Source organism: Streptomyces sp. NPDC031340, assembly GCF_055569945.1.
In genome coordinates, this window is sequence record NZ_JBVIIE010000060.1 from 1 (window position 1) to 17,599 (window position 17,599).

At 72.0% G+C, this 17,599-nt stretch carries 15 protein-coding genes; 4 read left to right on the forward strand and 11 right to left on the reverse strand.

Features of this window, described 5'->3' with window-relative positions; all coding sequences use genetic code 11:
* Nucleotides 1–167 precede the first annotated feature (167 nt).
* The 6 genes from hflX to miaA form a co-directional block, all read right to left on the reverse strand.
* Nucleotides 168–1,661: a GTPase HflX gene (gene hflX, locus ACZ5GT_RS33420; RefSeq protein WP_469033904.1), complete on the reverse strand. Its 1,494-nt coding sequence runs from the start codon at nucleotides 1,659–1,661 to the stop codon at nucleotides 168–170.
* Nucleotides 1,662–1,808: 147 nt separating this feature from the next.
* Nucleotides 1,809–3,347 carry a M1 family metallopeptidase gene (locus ACZ5GT_RS33425; protein ID WP_469033906.1) on the reverse strand — a complete coding sequence of 513 codons (1,539 nt, stop codon included), beginning with the start codon at nucleotides 3,345–3,347 and terminating at the stop codon, nucleotides 1,809–1,811.
* Between the two features lie 69 nt (nucleotides 3,348–3,416).
* Nucleotides 3,417–5,570, reverse strand: coding sequence for a RelA/SpoT family protein (locus ACZ5GT_RS33430; RefSeq protein WP_469033909.1), 2,154 nt, complete (start codon nucleotides 5,568–5,570; stop codon nucleotides 3,417–3,419).
* 212 nt (nucleotides 5,571–5,782) lie between these two features.
* Nucleotides 5,783–6,652: a diaminopimelate epimerase gene (dapF, locus tag ACZ5GT_RS33435; protein WP_469033911.1), complete on the reverse strand. Its 870-nt coding sequence runs from the start codon at nucleotides 6,650–6,652 to the stop codon at nucleotides 5,783–5,785.
* 154 nt (nucleotides 6,653–6,806) lie between these two features.
* The gene (locus ACZ5GT_RS33440; RefSeq protein ID WP_469033985.1) at nucleotides 6,807–7,310 is read right to left on the reverse strand and encodes a hypothetical protein; all 504 of its coding nucleotides are present in this window, start codon (nucleotides 7,308–7,310) and stop codon (nucleotides 6,807–6,809) included.
* Between the two features lie 108 nt (nucleotides 7,311–7,418).
* Entirely contained in the window at nucleotides 7,419–8,357 is a 939-nt protein-coding gene (gene miaA / locus ACZ5GT_RS33445) for a tRNA (adenosine(37)-N6)-dimethylallyltransferase MiaA (protein ID WP_469033913.1), read from the reverse strand.
* Nucleotides 8,358–8,936: 579 nt separating this feature from the next.
* Here miaA and ACZ5GT_RS33450 point away from each other — a divergent pair.
* Nucleotides 8,937–9,212, forward strand: coding sequence for an antitoxin (locus ACZ5GT_RS33450; protein ID WP_469033915.1), 276 nt, complete (start codon nucleotides 8,937–8,939; stop codon nucleotides 9,210–9,212).
* A gap of 159 nt (nucleotides 9,213–9,371) precedes the next feature.
* Here the strand turns inward: ACZ5GT_RS33450 and ACZ5GT_RS33455 are convergent, their stop codons facing one another.
* The 3 genes from ACZ5GT_RS33455 to ACZ5GT_RS33465 all read right to left on the reverse strand — a co-directional run bounded on the left by ACZ5GT_RS33455 (nucleotide 9,372) and on the right by ACZ5GT_RS33465 (nucleotide 12,342).
* A complete protein-coding gene (locus tag ACZ5GT_RS33455) occupies nucleotides 9,372–10,094 on the reverse strand; it encodes a class III extradiol dioxygenase subunit B-like domain-containing protein (RefSeq protein WP_469033917.1) in 723 nt (240 codons plus the stop codon).
* Between the two features lie 238 nt (nucleotides 10,095–10,332).
* Entirely contained in the window at nucleotides 10,333–11,850 is a 1,518-nt protein-coding gene (gene miaB / locus ACZ5GT_RS33460; RefSeq protein WP_469033919.1) for a tRNA (N6-isopentenyl adenosine(37)-C2)-methylthiotransferase MiaB, read from the reverse strand.
* Nucleotides 11,851–11,937: 87 nt separating this feature from the next.
* Complete coding sequence (locus ACZ5GT_RS33465; RefSeq protein ID WP_469033921.1) at nucleotides 11,938–12,342, reverse strand: pyrophosphohydrolase domain-containing protein; 405 nt, start codon at nucleotides 12,340–12,342, stop codon at nucleotides 11,938–11,940.
* Between the two features lie 107 nt (nucleotides 12,343–12,449).
* On the opposite strand from ACZ5GT_RS33465, the gene ACZ5GT_RS33470 reads away from it, so the two are divergent.
* Nucleotides 12,450–13,448 carry a TAXI family TRAP transporter solute-binding subunit gene (locus tag ACZ5GT_RS33470; protein WP_469033923.1) on the forward strand — a complete coding sequence of 333 codons (999 nt, stop codon included), beginning with the start codon at nucleotides 12,450–12,452 and terminating at the stop codon, nucleotides 13,446–13,448.
* Here ACZ5GT_RS33470 and ACZ5GT_RS33475 read toward each other — a convergent pair.
* Both ACZ5GT_RS33475 and ACZ5GT_RS33480 read right to left on the reverse strand, forming a co-directional pair.
* Nucleotides 13,427–14,842: a sensor histidine kinase gene (locus ACZ5GT_RS33475; protein ID WP_469033926.1), complete on the reverse strand. Its 1,416-nt coding sequence runs from the start codon at nucleotides 14,840–14,842 to the stop codon at nucleotides 13,427–13,429. The genes ACZ5GT_RS33470 and ACZ5GT_RS33475 overlap by 22 nt on opposite strands.
* A 9-nt stretch (nucleotides 14,843–14,851) precedes the next feature.
* Complete coding sequence (locus ACZ5GT_RS33480; protein ID WP_469033929.1) at nucleotides 14,852–15,538, reverse strand: response regulator transcription factor; 687 nt, start codon at nucleotides 15,536–15,538, stop codon at nucleotides 14,852–14,854.
* A 286-nt stretch (nucleotides 15,539–15,824) separates the two neighbouring features.
* On the opposite strand from ACZ5GT_RS33480, the gene ACZ5GT_RS33485 reads away from it, so the two are divergent.
* Nucleotides 15,825–16,601: an amino acid ABC transporter ATP-binding protein gene (locus ACZ5GT_RS33485; RefSeq protein ID WP_469033930.1), complete on the forward strand. Its 777-nt coding sequence runs from the start codon at nucleotides 15,825–15,827 to the stop codon at nucleotides 16,599–16,601.
* A gap of 139 nt (nucleotides 16,602–16,740) precedes the next feature.
* Nucleotides 16,741–17,580: a glutamate ABC transporter substrate-binding protein gene (locus tag ACZ5GT_RS33490; protein ID WP_469033932.1), complete on the forward strand. Its 840-nt coding sequence runs from the start codon at nucleotides 16,741–16,743 to the stop codon at nucleotides 17,578–17,580.
* Nucleotides 17,581–17,599 lie beyond the last annotated feature (19 nt).

The following is a 17,599-nucleotide window of genomic DNA, read 5'->3' on the forward strand; positions in this document are numbered from 1 at the left end:
TGCTTGCGGCCCTGAGCCACTGTCCGCAGCTCCCGAATCTTGAAGTCCATCGCATCCCCTGAGCTGGGGTGTTGCGACGACCACTAGAACGGAAGCTGAGGGGCGGGCCTTCGGGCTGTCTCGGGCGACTACACCGGTGGCTGGACCGGTGACTATGCGCCCGGTGGCTACGCGGCCGGTGCCGGGACGTACGGCGCCAGGTCGGCCGCCAGCTCCTCGTGCACCCGCACCTTGAGCAGGGTGCCCTCCGGGGTGTGCTCCTCGGAGATCACCTCGCCCTCGGAGTGGGCGCGGGCGACCAGCTTGCCGTGGGTGTACGGCACGAGCGCCTCGATCTCGACGGACGGCCTGGGCAGCTCGCTGTCGATCAGGGCGAGCAGCTCGGGGATGCCCTGGCCGGTGCGGGCGGAGACGGCGATGGACCGCTTCTCGATCCGCAGCAGCCGCTGGAGGGTCAGCGGGTCGGCCGCGTCGGCCTTGTTGATGACGACGATCTCGGGTACGCCGGTCGCGCCGACGTCCCTGATCACCTCGCGCACGGCGGCGAGCTGCTCCTCCGGGTTCGGGTGAGCGCCGTCCACCACGTGCAGGATCAGGTCGGACTCGCCGACCTCCTCCATGGTGGAGCGGAACGCCTCGACCAGGTGGTGCGGCAGGTGCCGGACGAAGCCGACGGTGTCCGCGAGCGTGTAGAGCCGGCCGCTCGGGGTCTGCGCCCGGCGCACGGTCGGGTCCAGGGTCGCGAACAGGGCGTTCTCGACCAGGACGCCCGCGCCGGTGAGGCGGTTGAGCAGCGAGGACTTGCCCGCGTTGGTGTAGCCCGCGATGGCGACGGACGGCACCTTGTTGCGCTTGCGTTCCCTGCGCTTGATCTCGCGGCCGGTCTTCATCTCCGCGATCTCCCGGCGCATCTTCGCCATCTTCTCGCGGATCCGCCGCCGGTCCGTCTCGATCTTGGTCTCACCGGGGCCACGGGTGGCGAGGCCGCCGCCCTTGCCGCCGCCCATCTGCCGGGACAGGGACTGACCCCAGCCTCGCAGCCTCGGCAGCATGTACTGCATCTGCGCGAGCGCGACCTGCGCCTTGCCCTCCCGGGACTTGGCGTGCTGGGCGAAGATGTCCAGGATCAGGGCCGTACGGTCGATGACCTTGACCTTGACGACGTCCTCGAGGTGGATGAGCTGGCCGGGGCTGAGCTCACCGTCGCAGATGACGGTGTCCGCGCCGGTCTCCAGGACGATGTCCCGCAGCTCGGTGGCCTTGCCGGAGCCGATGTAGGTGGCCGCGTCGGGCTTGTCGCGGCGCTGGATCACGCCGTCGAGCACCAGCGCGCCCGCGGTCTCCGCGAGGGCGGCGAGCTCGGCCAGCGAGTTCTCCGCGTCCTGCACGGTCCCCGAGGTCCAGACCCCGACGAGGACGACCCGCTCCAGGCGGAGCTGGCGGTACTCGACCTCGGTGACGTCCTCGAGCTCGGTGGACAGTCCCGCGACGCGGCGCAGGGCCGCGCGCTCGGAGCGGTCGAACTGGTCGCCGTCCCACTCGCCGTCGATCTCGTGGCTCCAGGCGACGTCCTCTTCCATCAGGGCATCGGCCCGAAGACCCTCGGGGTAGGTGTGCGCGAGGCGCTGCGTGTCCTGGGAAGGGGATGAAGAGGAGGTCATTGGATCCTTACGTCGTCGGTGGGTGCCGTGCCGGCAGTGGTGCCGGCGGTCATTCTGCACAACGCATGAGTACCCCGGGAGATTCCCGTGTCCCCTGCGACGCCGGCCTGACGATGGTGGCACGGTGCGGTCCGTTCCGTCACCGTCTTATTCGCCGCCCGAGGCGGCGGGCGCGGCACTGGCCGAGGCGGTGGGCGCGGCTCCGGGCGAGGCGGTGGGCGCGGCCGGTTTCCAGTCCGGGTGGCCGGGCATCGGTGGGGTCTTCTCGCCGTACAGCCAGGCCTTGAAGAAGCCGCTCAGGTCGCGTCCGGAGATCTCGGCGGCCAGCCGTTCGAAGTCCTCGGTCGTCGCCGTGGAGTCCCGGTGGGCCCGCACCCAGGCCCGTTCCAGGCGTTCGAAGGCCGGGCGGCCGATCTCCTGGCGCAGGGCGTACAGGACGAGCGCGGCTCCGTCGTAGACGTTGGGCCGGAAGATGCTGATCTTCCGGCCGGGGGTGGGGGCCTTGGGAACGGCCGGCGGTCCGCCGGCGGCGCGCCAGCGGTCGGAGGCGGCGTAGGCGGCGTAGGCGGCCTTCATCCGCGTCTCCATGGGCTTGTCCGCCTTCTCCTGCGCGTACAGGGCCTCGTACCAGGTGGCGTGTCCCTCGTTGAGCCACAGGTCGGACCAGGTGCGCGGGGTGACGCTGTCGCCGAACCACTGGTGGGACAGCTCGTGCACCATGATCGACTCGACGTACCACTTCGGTTGGCCGGGGTCGGTGAACAGGCCCTTTTCGAAGAGGGAGAGCGTCTGCGTCTCGAGTTCGAAGCCGGTGTCCGCGTCGGCGATGAGCAGGCCGTACGTCTCGAAGGGGTAGGGGCCGGCCTTGCTCTCCATGCAGGCGATCTGCCCGGGAGTCCGCTCCAGCCACGGTTCGAGCCGCCGGCGGTCCTTCGCGGGCACGACGTCGCGCACGGGCAGTCCGTGCGGGCCCTCGCGGTCCAGCACGCCGGACCGGCCGATGGACACCTGGGCCAGCTCGGTGGCCATGGGGTGGCGGCTGCGGTAGGTCCAGGTGGTCGCCCCGCCGTCCCGGTCGACGCCGGCCGGCAGGCCGTTCGCGACGGCCGTGTAGCCGTCGGGCGCGGTGACGTGGATGGTGAACCGCGCCTTGTCGGAGGGGTGGTCGTTGCACGGGAACACCAGGTGGGCGGCGTCGGCCTGGTTGGCCATGGCGAGTCCGTCAGCGGTGCGCACCCAGCCGCCGTCCTGGCCCCGGGCGGGGACGGGGTCGCTGGTGTGCCGCACGGTGATGCGGGTCCAGCTGCCCTCGGGCAGCGGGTCCTCGGGGGTGACCACCAGGTCGTCGCCGGCCTGTCTGAACGTGGCCGGCTCCCCGTCCACCCGCACCGACTCCACCGTGCCGTGCGCGAAGTCGAGGTTGACGCGGTCCAGGTCGGCGGTCGTCCAGGCGTCGATCGTGGTGACCGCCCGCAGCGGCTCGCTGTTGCGGCCGGAGTAGCTGAAGGAGAGGTCGTACGACGCCACGTCGTACCCGGGGTTGCCCAGGTACGGGAAGAGGCGGTCGCCGACGCCCAGCGGGGTGGCGGGAGCGCTCGCCGCGAGGAGGCAGACGCAGACGGCCGGGGCGAGCAGTGCGGCGGCCCGCGGCCCGGGGCGGGTCCTGGGGCGGTGGGTGAGCGGCATGCACCACGGCTACCAGTGCCCGCGCGTGTGGCGGCGACGACGCGCGACCGGCCCACCCGAACGGGTCGTTCAGGCGCCGGGCGCCTGCGTCCGGTTCACGTCGTACACGCCCGGCACGTTGCGCATGGCCCGCATCAGGCCCGGCAGGAGGGCCGCGTCGGGGAGCTGGACGGTGTAGGTGTGGCGGACCCGCTGCTGGGCCGGGGGCTCCACGGTCGCGGAGACGATCTCGGCGCCTTCGAGGGCCATGGCCTCGGTCAGGTCGGCCAGCAGGTGCGGCCGGACGAACGATTCGGCGAGCAGGGTGACCCGGCACTCCGCGGTGTCGCCCCAGCGGACGCCGACCTCCGTGCGCCCCCCGTCCCTCATGCGTGCCACCGCGGCGCACTCGACGCGGTGGACGGTGACCACGCCGCCGCGCACGGCGAAGCCGGTGACCTCGTCGGGGGGTACGGGGGTGCAGCAGCCGGCGAGGCGCACCGTCGCGCCGGGCTGGTCGACGATGACGTCGGGGTGGGCCGGGCGGGCGGCCGGCTGCTCGGCGGCGGGGCGGGGGGCGGCGGGCCGCTCGCTGACCGTCTCCTCGGGGCGCGTCGGGTGGGTCGGGTGGGCCGCCAGCCACCGCTGGATGGCGATGCGGGCGGCGGGGGTGTGCGCGTGCTCCAGCCATTCCCGGGAGGGCTCGGACGCCGGGTCCTGGCCCATGAGGAGCTGAACGGTGTCGCCGTCCCGCAGGACGGTGCTCAGGGTCGCGAGACGGCCGTTGACGCGGGCGCCGATGCACGCGTGCGCGTCCTCGCCGTACTGCGCGTAGGCGGCGTCCACGCAGGTCGCGCCCTCGGGCAGGCCGAGCGCGCCGCCGTCGGGGCGGAAGACGGTGATCTCGCGGTCCTGGGCGAGGTCCTCGCGGAGGGTGGACCAGAAGATGTCGGTGTCGGGCGCGGCCTCCTGCCAGTCCAGAAGTCGGGAGAGCCAGCCGGGGCGGGTGGGGTCGACGCGCTCGCCGTAGCTCGTGGCGGACTGCGCCGCGGGGGACTCCGCCGAGCACTCCGTGGACTGGTCCTCGGCGGGGGCGGCGTAGGGGTTGCCGAGCGCGACGACGCCGGCCTCGGCGACCTTGTGCATCAGGTGGGTGCGGATGAGCACTTCGGCGACCTGGCCGTCGGCTCGCGCGACGGCGGTGTGCAGCGACTGGTACAGGTTGAACTTGGGGACGGCGATGAAGTCCTTGAACTCCGAGACGACGGGCGTCATACAGGTGTGCAGTTCGCCGAGGACGCCGTAGCAGTCCGCGTCCTCGTTCACCAGCACCAGCAGGCGGCCGAAGTCGGTGCCGCGCAGTTCGCCGCGCTTGCGGGCGACCCGGTGCACCGAGACGAAGTGCCTTGGCCGGATGAGGACTTCGGCCGGGATGTCGGCTTCGCGCAGGACGCCGCGCACCTCGTCGGCGATCTCGGCGAGCGGGTCGTCGGGCCGCGAGGCGTTGTCGACGATCAACTCCCGGGTGTGTTCGTACTCCTCGGGGTGGAGGATCGCGAAGACCAGGTCCTCGAGCTCGGTCTTGAGGGCCTGGACGCCGAGCCGTTCGGCGAGCGGGATGAGGACGTCGCGGGTCACCTTGGCGATGCGGGCCTGTTTCTCGGGGCGCATCACGCCGAGGGTGCGCATGTTGTGCAGGCGGTCGGCGAGTTTGATCGACATCACGCGGACGTCGTTGCCGGTGGCGACGAGCATCTTGCGGAAGGTCTCGGGTTCCGCGGCGGCGCCGTAGTCGACCTTCTCCAGCTTGGTGACGCCGTCGACGAGGTAGCGGACCTCCGCGCCGAACTGCTCGCCGACCTGATCGAGCGTCACGTCCGTGTCCTCGACGGTGTCGTGCAGCAGAGAGGCCGTCAGTGTCGTTGTCTCCGCGCCGAGTTCGGCGAGGATGAGGGTCACCGCGAGGGGGTGCGTGATGTACGGCTCGCCGCTCTTGCGCATCTGGCCGCGGTGCGAGGATTCCGCCAACACGTAGGCGCGGCGCAGGGGTTCGAGGTCGGCGTCGGGGTGGTGGGCGCGGTGGGCGTCGACGAGGTGGCTGATGGCGTCGGGCAGCCGGTCGCGAGCGGCGGGGCCGAGCAGCGCGGCCCGGCCGAGGCGGCGCAGGTCGATCCGCGCCCGCCAGCGCGCCCCCGGGCCTGTCACCGGACTCGGGGTCGCGGGGTTCGTGGCCTCCGCACTCATGGGCACCTCCGGCTGCGTGGACCGGCGGACGGGGTGCCCCAGGGCGGACACGGCTCAGGGGGCGGCATCGGTCCCCCGTCCGGGCCGGTGCTTGATGCTACCGAGCCCACCACGTGCGCCTGACCAGCTCTCGTCGAGCGTGAAACGGATCACCCATTCGAGCGACCGTTTTGAGGTTTACGGCCTCGATGTCGGCTGAAGTACGGCCGGTTTCATCGAGCGGCGGTTCCCAGCCACTCCGCGTCGATCTCGCCTTCGGCCACGATCACCGCGGGGCCGGTCATCTCGATCTCGCCGTCGGGCCGCTCGGTGATCACCAGGGTGCCTCCGGGCACGTCGACGGTGTACGTGACGGGGCTGCCGGTGACCGCCGGGTCGGCGCCGTCGCGGCGGGCGGCGGCCACGGCGACGGCGCACGCGCCCGTGCCGCAGGAGCGGGTCTCGCCCGCGCCGCGCTCGTGCACGCGCAGCGCGACGTGACGGGGACCGCGGTCGACCACGAACTCGACGTTCACGCCTTCCGGATAGGCCGCGGCCGGGCTGAACGGCGGCGGGCTGAGCAGGTCGCCGGCGTGCGCGAGGTCGTCGACGAAGGCCACCGCGTGCGGGTTGCCCATGTTCACGTTCCGCGCGGGCCAACTGCGCTCACCCACGCTGACCGTGACGGCCCCCTCGGGCAGCAGCGCCCGGCCCATGCCGACGGTGATGTCACCGTCCTTGGCGATGTGCACGGTCTTCACGCCGCCGCGTGTGGCGACCGCGAGGTCGCCCTCGCCGACGTGTCCGGCGCGCTGGAGGTAGCGCGCGAACACGCGTACGCCGTTGCCGCACATCTCCGCGATCGAGCCGTCGCCGTTGCGGTAGTCCATGAACCACTCCGCCTCGGCCGCCATGTGCCGCGCCTCGGGGTGCGCCGCGGACCGCACCACGTGCAGCAGTCCGTCGCCGCCGATGCCCGCGCGGCGGTCGCACAGGGCGGCGACGGCGGCCCGGGGCAGGGCGACGGCGTTCTCGGGGTCCGGGACGATGACGAAGTCGTTCTGCGTGCCGTGACCCTTGAGGAAGGCGATCCGCGTGCTCATTCCTCGATCGTACGGGAGCGCCGCGCCGGCGGACGGACGGGCTTACGGGGGTGGCCGGGGACGGTAGGGGCGGTGGGCGGTAGGGCCTGGCCGGGGCCGTCAGGGCGCGGGGGCCGGGGCCGGTCGCGCGGTTGCCGCGCTTCCGCCGGGCGCCTCAGCGCAGCCTTGCCACGCGCCACACGGCGAGCACGACCACCGCGGCGACGATCACGACGTAGGCGAGCACGACCCGCCAGTCCGGGCGGCGGCCGGACCCGCGCTGCGGCAGCCCGGGCCAGGTGTGTCCCACCCGCCGGGCGGCCGTCATGCCCCAGCCAGCCGCGCAGGAACAGATCAGCAGCCCCAGCATCGCGATGACGGCACCGCTGTCGCCGAAGTCGAAGGCGAGCGGGAAGGCGAACATCAGGGAGCCGACCGCGGCCAGCGCCACGATGGGCGCGAGCTGCCAGATGCGCAGCCGACGCTGCGGCCGCAGCTCGACCTCGACCTCTGGCCCGCCCGTGAACATCTCTTCGGGCTCGGGGCCGTCGTCGGTCACGCCGTCCTGCATCTCGTCGAGCGCGTCCGGGTCCAGCCCCTCCGCGTCGCGCTCCGCTTCACCGCTGTCGGCGGTGAGGGGCTCGGTGTCCTGTGCGGTGTCGCGAGGGCCGGCCTCCATCGCCACGCGCCCTCCCAACTTGGACTCCACTTGGTCGATCGAAGCACGATGATGGCACGGCACCGGAGGCCGGGATGACGGCCGGAGCGTCCCGATGCCATGACGTGATCAGGCTGTAACCGGTCGTTCGACCAACGCCAGGGCGAGTTCGGGAAGTTCCATGAGGTCCGCCGCGGCCCCACTCAACCAGTGCACCCGCGGATCGCGCCTGAACCACGAATCCTGACGGCGCGCGAAGCGTTTGGTGGCACGCACCGTTTCGGTCCGCGCCTCCTCCAGCGTGTACTCCCCCTCGAGCGCCGCGAGCACCTGCTGGTAGCCGAGCGCGCGGGAGGCCGTGCGCCCCGCGCGCAGGCCCTGCGCCTCCAGCGCGCGCACCTCGTCCACGAGCCCCGCCTCCCACATCCGGTCGACCCGGCGCGCGATGCGCTCGTCGAGTTCGGGACGCGTCACATCGACGCCGATCTGGACGGTGTCGTAGACCGAGTCGTGGCCGGGGAGGTTCGCGGTGAAGGGCCGCCCGGTGATCTCGATCACTTCGAGGGCGCGCACGATACGGCGGCCGTTGCTGGGCAGGATCGCCTGGGCCGCCTCCGGGTCGGCGGCGGCCAGGCGGGCGTGCAGCGCGCCCGAGCCGCGCAGGGTGAGTTCCTCCTCCAACCGGGCCCTGACCTCGGGGTCGGTGCCGGGGAACTCGAGATTGTCCACGGCCCCGCGGACGTACAGCCCGGAGCCGCCGACCAGGATCGGCCAACGGCCCTCGGCGAGCAGCGCGTCGATCCTGGCGCGGGCCAGCCTCTGGTACTCCGCCACGGACGCGGTGACCGTCACATCCCAGACGTCCAGGAGGTGGTGCGGGACGCCGCCGCGTTCCTCGGGCGTCAGTTTGGCGGTGCCGATGTCCATGCCGCGATAGAGCTGCATGGAGTCGGCGTTGACGACCTCGCCGCCGAGTTGCCGGGCGAGGAAGACGCCCAGATCCGACTTGCCTGCCGCGGTCGGTCCGACGACGGCGATGACTCGGGGTGCGGAGGGTGCGGTGCTCACCGCACCAGTCTCGCAAACACGCGGGGCACTCCTCGAACGAGTTGCGTGACGGTACGGGCGCGGGGTCGTTGCCCGTTGCGAGGTTTCCCCGCCGCCGGGCTTCCCGGGCGGGCGGCCCGGGCGCCGCGAACGGACGCACCGGATGACGCGGGATGTCGCCCGCACGAGTAACGTATGGAGCTGATATGGGCGTTTTCGCACGACTTTTCCGGAGGTCGACCACCACGGAGCAGGCGCCTGCCGCCGAGGCACCGGCCGACGCGCCGACGGCCGAACCCCCGGCGGCGGAGGCAGCGCCGGCGACGGAGGCGGCAGAGGCGGAGGGACCGACCGAGGCCCAGACCGAACCCGAACCCGAGCCCGAAGGCGGAACCCGGACTCGGACCGGTACCGGCAGTGGACCCGAGACCGAGGCCGAGACCGGGGCTGGGTCCGAGTCCGTGACGGAGTCCGGCGACGGTGCGAGGGGCGCGGGCATCGGGATCCCCAAGCAGCAGTCCGTCGCGCCGGCGGCCGACAGCGAGGCCGGCGAGGGCGCCCGCAGGTAACCGCCCGCAAGTACGCCACGGAAGGTGGATCATGGGTCTCCTGAACAATCTGAAGTCCCGTCTCGCCCCGGCCAAGGACAAGGTCTCCGGCCTCGCCCAGCAGCACGGGGGCAAGCTCTCGCACGGTATCGACAAGGCGGCGCGGGTCGTCGACGAGAAGACCAAGGGCAAGTACAGCGACCGGATCCACACGGGGACCGACAAGGCCAAGGGCGCCGTGGACCGGCTCGCGCACAAGGGCGGCCCGGGGACGGGCGGCACGGGGACACCGCCGCCGCCCCCCGCCTCCCCGCCGCCGGTCTCCTGAGCGGCGACAGGCCCGCCGAACAGCACGGCACGGCACACCGACGGACGGCCGCGGGGCCCGAGCGCTCCCGGCCGTCCGCCGTGTCGGACCGTGGCCGCGTTTCCTACGGCACGCCGGTCCTACGGTCCTGCGGTCCTGCGGTCCTGCGGTCCTGCGGTCCTACGACCAGGCTGCGACCAGGTACCCCACCCCGTACGGCGCGTCCTCGAACAGCAGCACGCCCGAGAGCTCCGCGCCCTCCGCGGCGCCCGCGAGGATCTGCCAGGGCGCCCGGCCCGACACCATCAACTCCTGCGCCGACCCGGCGTCCAGCGCTTCGAGGGCCGCCGCGTCCGCCGACGCCAGCGCCCGCGCGACCTCCGCGTCGAAGGGCGTCGCGCGCTCGTCCAGGTAGCCCGGCGCCTTGAGGGTGCGGCACGCGCTGCCGTCGCCCATCACCAGCAGCGCCACCCGTCCGGCACCGGCCGCGATCTCCTTACCGGCCGCGACGCATCGCTCGGTGCCGAGGGTCTCCACCACGCCGAGCGCCTCGACCGGGGCGTCCGACCATCCGGTCCGCTCCAGCAGCCACGCGGCGACGGCGAGCGAGGGCGGAAGCGGGCGCGCCCCGGGGTCGCCACCCGCGTCCCCGGCCCTGCCCAGCCGCACGCCCAGATCGACCCCGAAGCCGCGGAACGAGCCACCGGCGCCCTCCGGATACGCCCCGTGCTCCCCCTCCGCGGCGGGCCCCACGACCACGAGCCGGTCGGGCCGGGCGGCGGCGAGGACTCCGAGGGCGTCCGTGCACGCGGCACGCGCGGCGTCCAGTTCCGGGGCTGCGCCCGCGGCGACCTCGGGCACGAGGAGCGGCGGGCAGGGGCAGACGGCAGCGGCGACAAGCATGATCGGCAGGTTACGCGGTCGGCGCGCGCCCGGTCCCCCGCACCACCCCGGCCCGGCGGGGCAGGGCGGCGGTACACGCAAGGCTGTCCGGCGGACCACCCGTCGGGGCGGGCAGCGGGAGCGGCCGGGACGCGGGCAGGCCGCCCGCCGCCCGGACGGGCCGGTCAGCCGCCCCGCCGCCGGTCAGCCGCCCGACCCGCCGGTCAGCCGCCCGACCCGCCGCTCACCGACCCTCCGCTCAGTCGCGGCCGCAGCCGCTGCCCGTGGCGACCGGCAGCGGCTCGGGCACGCCGATCTTCGGCAGGCCGAGCATCACGCCGGCCGGCTTGGCGGCCTCGGCGGTGTTCCGCTTCTCCCAGGCGTCACCCGCGCGCGTGCGGCGCACGCCGAGGACGGCGCCCTCGGCGAGGAGGTGGTGCGGGGCGGCGTAGGTGATCTCGACGGTGACCACGTCGCCGGGGCGCACCTCCTGCTCCGGCTTGGTGAAGTGCACCAGCCGGTTGTCGGGGGCGCGGCCGGAGAGGCGGTGGGTGGCGCCGTCCTTGCGGCCCTCGCCCTCCGCGACCATCAGCTCCAGGGTGCGGCCGACCTGCTTCTTGTTCTCCGCCCAGGAGATGTCCTCCTGGAGGGCGACGAGACGCTCGTAGCGCGCCTGGACGACCTCCTTGGGAATCTGGTTCTCCATGGTCGCGGCCGGGGTTCCGGGCCGCTTGGAGTACTGGAAGGTGAACGCCTGCGCGAAGCGCGCCTCGCGGACGACGTGCAGGGTCTGCTCGAAGTCCTCCTCGGTCTCGCCGGGGAAGCCCACGATGATGTCGGTGGTGATCGCCGCGTGCGGGATGGCCGCGCGGACCTTCTCGATGATCCCCAGGTAGCGCTCCTGGCGGTAGGAGCGCCGCATCGCCTTCAGGACCGTGTCCGAGCCGGACTGCAGGGGCATGTGCAGCTGCGGCATCACGTTCGGCGTCTCGGCCATGGCGGCGATGACGTCGTCGGTGAAGTCGCGCGGGTGCGGGGAGGTGAAGCGGACCCGCTCCAGGCCCTCGATCGTCCCGCAGGCGCGCAGCAGCTTGCTGAAGGCCTCGCGGTCGCCGATGTCGGAGCCGTAGGCGTTGACGTTCTGGCCGAGCAGCGTGATCTCGGAGACGCCCTCGGCGACCAGGGCCTCGACCTCGGCGAGGATGTCGCCGGGGCGGCGGTCCTTCTCCTTGCCGCGCAGCGCCGGGACGATGCAGAAGGTGCAGGTGTTGTTGCAGCCGACGGAGATCGACACCCAGGCCGCGTAGGCGCTCTCGCGGCGCGTCGGCAGCGTCGACGGGAACGCCTCCAGCGACTCGGCGATCTCGACCTGCGCCTCCTCCTGGACGCGGGCGCGCTCGAGCAGGACGGGCAGCTTGCCGATGTTGTGCGTGCCGAAGACGACGTCCACCCAGGGCGCCTTCTTCACGATGGTGTCGCGGTCCTTCTGCGCGAGGCAGCCGCCGACGGCGATCTGCATGCCCGGCCGGCTCGCCTTCCTGGGTGCGAGACGGCCGAGGTTGCCGTAGAGGCGGTTGTCGGCATTCTCCCGCACGGCGCAGGTGTTGAAGACGACGACGTCCGCGTCGCCGTCGGAGCCCTCCGGGGCGCGGACGTAGCCCGCCTCCTCCAGCAGCCCGGACAATCGCTCGGAGTCGTGGACGTTCATCTGGCACCCGTAGGTGCGCACTTCGTAGGTCTTCGCGCCCACTGCCTGGCTCCGGTCGATGCTGCTCATGCCACAAGGGTAGGGGGTCCCCGGAGCGGCCCGGGCCGCCTTTCGCCCCGAGACGGCGGACGGCGGACCGCGGGCAACGGGGCGCGGTCACGCCCGGCGCGGCTCCCACCCCTGGCGCCGCAGCACGCCCGCCACGTCCGGCGCCTCGTAGTGCTCGCCCTTGAGCACCTTGCCGTCGGCGCGGCGGGTGACGCGGCCGTCGGGCCCGATCTTGGTCATGTTGGAGCGGTGGATCTCGGCGATCACGGCGTCGAGGTCCATGCCGTGCACCAGGGCCGTGCCGTACGCCACGTAGACCACGTCGGCCAGTTCGTGCGCGAGCTTGTCGAGGGGGCCGGTGACCGCGACCTCGACGGCCTCCGCGGCCTCCTCGGCCAGCAGTTCGCCGCGGTGGGCGGCCAGTTCCGGCTCGACCTCGGTAGGGGTGGTGCGGGCGTCCAGCCCGACGGCCAGGTGGAACGCGCGGACCAGGTCGGCTGGCGATGAGCTCATACGGCGACTCTACCGACCGGCACCGACAGCCCCACCGGCCCCGGTTGTGGCGCCGGTTGTGCCCCTGCCCTGGCCGGGAAGGCCTGCCGGCTGGCAGGATCGCGCGCATGTCCAAGACATCCGCCCGGATCGGCAGGCGCCGGGCCCTGCGGGGCGCGGCCGCCGGCATCGTCGCTCTCGGGCTGCTGCTGTGGTGGCTGCTGCCGCTGGGCGAGGATCCCCCGAGCGGCACGATAACGTTCAGCACCGGCACGCAGCTGGGCGTCTACCACAAGTACGGCGAGATGCTCCGCAAGGAGTTCGACAAGGACATGCCGGGCCTGCGGGTGGAGCTGCAGACCAGCCCCGGATCGCAGGAGAACGTCAAGCGGGTGGCGACCGGGAAGGCCGACTTCACCATCGCCGCGGCCGACGCGGTGGACACCTACGAGCTCGGCCACAAGCCCGGCGCCGGCGGACTGCGCGGTGTCGCCCGCCTGTACGACGACTACGTGCAGCTGGTGGTGGCACGTGACTCCGGTATCGATTCCGTCGCCGACCTGCGGGGCAAGCGGGTGGCGATAGGACTGCCCCGCTCGGGGGTGCGACTGATCGCCACGCGGGTGCTCGAGGCGGCCGGGATCGACGCGGCCAAGGACATCACCCCGCTGCCCGACGGCATCGACACCGGACCGAGCGGGCTGAAGAAGCACCGCATCGACGCCTTCTTCTGGTCGGGCGGGCTGCCGACGGACGGGCTGAGGGACCTCGCCGAGACCTTCGCGTTCCGCTTCGTGCCGATCCCGGCGAGCCTCGTCGCCAAGCTGCACGAGCAGGGCGGCGCCACCCGCTACTACCGCGCCACGAACATGCCGGAGTCGGCCTACCCGAGCATCCAGAACGGTGTCGCCGTGCCGACGCTGGCCGTCTCGAACCTCCTGGTGACCCGCGAGGACATGGACACCCGGCTCACCGAGTGGGTGACCCGCACCGTGATCAAGAGCCGGGACCTCATCGGCCGGGACGTCCACTCCGCCCAGCTCGTCGACCTGCGCACGGCGATCTACACCGATCCGCTGCCCCTGCAAGAGGGCGCCCGGCGCTACTACCGGTCCGTCAAACCGTAGGGCCCGCTCCTCGGCACCGACACCGTCACCCGCAGCCCGTGCGGCTCGTTGTGGGCGTACGAGACGGAGCCGCCACCCGCGGTGAGCAGGGCGCGGGAGATCGACAGGCCGAGGCCGGAGCCCTTGATGTTCTGGTGGCGGCCGCTGCGCCAGAAGCGGTCGCCGACGCGGGTCAGTTCCTCGTCGGTCAGCCCCGGCCCGTGGTCGGCGACCACGACGGTCGAGGCGTCGCCGTCGACGGCGACCGTGACCTCGACCGTCCCGTCCTCGGGGGTGAACTTGACCGCGTTGTCGATCACCGCGTCCAGCGCGCTGGACAGGGTGACCGGATCGGCCCAGGCGGTGGTGGGCGGGCAGTCGCCGACCAGCCGTACGCCCTTGGCCTCGGCCGTGGGCGTCCAGGCGGCGACGCGCTCGGCGGTCAGCGCGCCGACGTCGGTGACCTGCAGGTCGGCCTCGGTGTGCTCAGCCAGGGCCAGGTCGAGCAGGTCGTCGAGGACCTGGGCGAGGCGCTTGCCCTCGGTGCGGACGGAGGCGATCTCCTCGTTGTCCTCGGGCAGTTCGAGGGCGAGCAGTTCGATGCGCAGCAGCAACGCGGAGAGCGGGTTGCGCAGTTGGTGGGAGGCGTCGGCGACGAAGGCGCGCTGCTGCTCGAGCACGTCCTCGACGTGGTCCGCCATCTCGTTGAACGACTGGGCCAGGCGCCTGAGTTCCGGGGGTCCGCCGGCGGCCGCGACCCGAGACTTCAGCCGTCCGGTGGCGATGTCGTGGGTGGTGGCGTCCAGGACGCCCACGGGTTTGAGCACCCAGCCGGTCAGCCGGAGCGCTGCGCCGACGGCCAGCAGCATCGCGCCGATCTCGCCCATGCCGATGACCAGCCAGCCGTGCAGGATCCGGGCACGCATCTGCCCGGTGGGCGAGTCGGTGACGACGACCGCGACGACGTCACCGTCCCGGATGACCGGTGAGGCGACGACGAGGGTTCCGTGCTGCCAGGGCCAGACCTGCTTCGGGTCGTGGCTGCGGCGGCTGAGCAGTGCCTCGGCGAACGCCTCGCGCACCTCGCCGGTCTCGGGCACGAGCCAGGTCGCCGGGGCGTTGGCCATGGGGGTGCCGGTGCGGCAGAAGACGCCGGCCTTGATGTCGTAGACCTCGCGGTAGCTGGCGAGCTCGCTGATCAGCGTCTTCAGGCGCTCGTCGGTGGACGTGCGGCTCGATCCGCAGGCGTCGGTGACGAACTGGGCGAGGGCGGCGAAGCGGGCCGTGTCGTCGATCCGGTCGACGACCACTTTCTGCTGCTGCGCCGCGGCGACGCTCACCGCGAGCGGGACGCCGAGCGCGAGCAGCACGGCCGCCATCAGGACGATGAGCAGCGGAAGGAGACGTGTACGCACCCGTGCACGCTAAGCGGCCGGCGCGACGAGCCGGTAGCCGACGCCGCGTACGGTCTCGATCAGTGCCGGCATGCGCAGCTTGGCGCGCAGCGAGGCGACGTGCACCTCCAGGGTGCGGCCGGTCCCCTCCCAACTGGTGCGCCAGACCTCGCTGATGATCTGCTCCCGGCGGAAGACGACCCCGGGGCGCTGGGCGAGCAGGGCGAGGAGGTCGAACTCCTTGCGGGTGAGCTGGACGACCGTGCCGTCCACGGTGACCTGGCGGGTGGGCAGTTCGATGAGGACGGAGCCGAGCCGCAGCGCGCCGTCGCCGCCCGGGGCGGTGTCCTCCGTGGCGGTGCGCCGGCTGACGGCGTGGATCCGGGCGAGCAGTTCCCCGGTGTCGTACGGCTTCACCACGTAGTCGTCGGCGCCCAGGTTGAGGCCGTGGATGCGGGAGCGCACGTCGGAGCGGGCGGTGACCATGATCACCGGGGTGCTGGTGCGCTTGCGGATCTTGCCGCAGACCTGGTAGCCGTCCTGGTCGGGCAGGCCCAGGTCGAGCAGCACGACCCCGAAGCTTGTGCCCTCCGGGACGAGGGCCTGGAGCGCCTCCTCGCCGCTGCGCGCGTGGGTGACCTCGAAACCGTGGCGCGCCAGCACCGCGGACAGCGCGGCGGCGACGTGGTTGTCGTCCTCGACGAGGAGCAGTCTCATCCGGTCCTTCTTCGGTTCATCGGCCGTACGATCAGGATCGGTACATTCGCGTGCACGCAGCGCGTGCAGCAAGTGCAGTGACGCTGATGGACGACCACGCCGTCAAGTGGGTTCAGGTTGCCCGCCGCTTTAGTTACGCGGACGATACGCAAGCCCGGACGACTGCTACGACACGTGTCCGATTGCTATCGACTCGTGATGCTCAGATTCCGCTCAGATGTGATGACGCTGGTCGTGGCGGGTCACTACTGTCCTCCGAAACCGAGGAGGACGGAGCCCGAGAGCGATGACCGAAGTAGCCTTGGACAAGCGAGACTTGGCCCCAACCGGCGATCTGGTCGTCCTGAGTAGCGTCAACAAGCACTTCGGCGCGTTGCACGTGCTCCAGGACATCGATCTGACGATCGCCCGCGGCGAGGTCGTGGTCGTCATCGGACCCTCCGGGTCCGGCAAGTCCACCCTGTGCCGCACCATCAACCGCCTGGAGACAATCGACTCGGGCACGATCAGCATCGACGGCAGGCCGCTGCCCCAGGAGGGCCGGGAACTGGCCCGGCTGCGGGCCGACGTCGGCATGGTCTTCCAGTCCTTCAACCTCTTCGCGCACAAGACGGTGCTCGAGAACGTGATGCTGGGCCAGATCAAGGTCCGCAAGGCGGACAAGAGGCAGGCCGAGGAGAAGGCCCGGGCCCTGCTCGACCGGGTGGGCGTGGCCACGCAGGCCGACAAGTACCCCGCGCAGCTCTCCGGCGGCCAGCAGCAGCGGGTGGCCATCGCCCGGGCCCTCGCGATGGACCCGAAGGTCATGCTCTTCGACGAGCCCACGTCGGCCCTCGACCCGGAGATGATCAACGAGGTGCTGGAGGCCATGCAGCAGCTCGCCCGCGACGGCATGACCATGATCGTCGTCACCCACGAGATGGGGTTCGCGCGATCGGCCGCGAACCGTGTGGTCTTCATGGCGGACGGCCGGATCGTCGAAGAGGCCGCGCCGGACCAGTTCTTCAGCAATCCGCGCAGCGACCGGGCCAAGGACTTCCTGTCCAAGATCCTTCACCACTGAGCTCCATTCCCACTGAGCTCCACCACGGAGCTCACCACCGAGCTCCGCCACGGAGCTTGCCGCTCTCCACCGCCACCGACGGCCCCGTCTCCCCACCACCGGACGGCCTCCGTCTCTCCACCACCGAAGGATGTGCACCATGAAGCTCCGCAAGGTCACCGCCGCCTCCGCCGCCGTACTCGCCCTCGCCGTCGCCGCGACGGCCTGCGGTTCGAGCGACGACACCGACAGCGGCTCGTCCGGCGGCGGAAAGAAGATCAAGATCGGCATCAAGTACGACCAGCCCGGTCTGGGCCTGAAGGAGCCGGGCGGTTCCTTCTCCGGCTTCGACGTGGACGTGGCGACGTACGTGGCGGGGCAGCTCGGCTACAAGCCCGGCCAGATCGAGTGGGTCGAGACCAAGAGCGCCGACCGGGAGAACGCGCTGCAGCGCGGCGACGTGAAGTTCATCGCGGCCACCTACTCGATCAACGACGAGCGCAAGCAGAAGGTCGACTTCGCCGGCCCCTACCTGCTGGCCCACCAGGACCTGCTGGTCAAGAAGGACTCGACGATCAGCAAGGGCACGGACCTCAACGGCAAGAAGCTGTGTTCCGTGACCGGTTCCACCTCGGCGCAGAACGTGCACGACACGATCGCCCCCAAGGCCCAGCTGCGGGAGTACAGCGGCTACTCGGAGTGCATCGCGGGCCTGCAGAGCGGCGCCGTCGACGCCGTGACCACCGACGACTCGATCCTCGCGGGCTTCGCCGCGCAGGACAAGTACAAGGGCCAGTTCAAGCTCGCCGGTCTCAAGCTGAGCAACGAGAACTACGGCATCGGCGTGAAGAAGGGCGACAGCGCCACCGTCGACAAGATCAATGCCGCCCTGGAGAAGATGGTCGGCGACGGTTCCTGGCAGAAGGCGGTCGACAAGAACTTCGGCCCGGCCGACTACAAGAACGAGCCGGCCCCGAAGATCGGCCAGATCGTCAAGTAGGCAGCCGCCCGGCTCCGCA

Coding starts and splice junctions, on each gene's coding strand:
- hflX (WP_469033904.1), bottom strand. CDS start 1,661: ATGACCTCCTCTTCATCCCCTTCCCAGGACACGCAGCGCCTCGCGCAC.
- dapF (WP_469033911.1), bottom strand. CDS start 6,652: ATGAGCACGCGGATCGCCTTCCTCAAGGGTCACGGCACGCAGAACGAC.
- ACZ5GT_RS33440 (WP_469033985.1), bottom strand. CDS start 7,310: ATGGAGGCCGGCCCTCGCGACACCGCACAGGACACCGAGCCCCTCACC.
- ACZ5GT_RS33430 (WP_469033909.1), bottom strand. CDS start 5,570: ATGAGTGCGGAGGCCACGAACCCCGCGACCCCGAGTCCGGTGACAGGC.
- ACZ5GT_RS33485 (WP_469033930.1), top strand. CDS start 15,825: ATGACCGAAGTAGCCTTGGACAAGCGAGACTTGGCCCCAACCGGCGAT.
- ACZ5GT_RS33470 (WP_469033923.1), top strand. CDS start 12,450: ATGTCCAAGACATCCGCCCGGATCGGCAGGCGCCGGGCCCTGCGGGGC.
- ACZ5GT_RS33465 (WP_469033921.1), bottom strand. CDS start 12,342: ATGAGCTCATCGCCAGCCGACCTGGTCCGCGCGTTCCACCTGGCCGTC.
- ACZ5GT_RS33425 (WP_469033906.1), bottom strand. CDS start 3,347: ATGCCGCTCACCCACCGCCCCAGGACCCGCCCCGGGCCGCGGGCCGCC.
- ACZ5GT_RS33455 (WP_469033917.1), bottom strand. CDS start 10,094: ATGCTTGTCGCCGCTGCCGTCTGCCCCTGCCCGCCGCTCCTCGTGCCC.
- miaB (WP_469033919.1), bottom strand. CDS start 11,850: ATGAGCAGCATCGACCGGAGCCAGGCAGTGGGCGCGAAGACCTACGAA.
- ACZ5GT_RS33450 (WP_469033915.1), top strand. CDS start 8,937: ATGGGTCTCCTGAACAATCTGAAGTCCCGTCTCGCCCCGGCCAAGGAC.
- ACZ5GT_RS33480 (WP_469033929.1), bottom strand. CDS start 15,538: ATGAGACTGCTCCTCGTCGAGGACGACAACCACGTCGCCGCCGCGCTG.
- ACZ5GT_RS33490 (WP_469033932.1), top strand. CDS start 16,741: ATGAAGCTCCGCAAGGTCACCGCCGCCTCCGCCGCCGTACTCGCCCTC.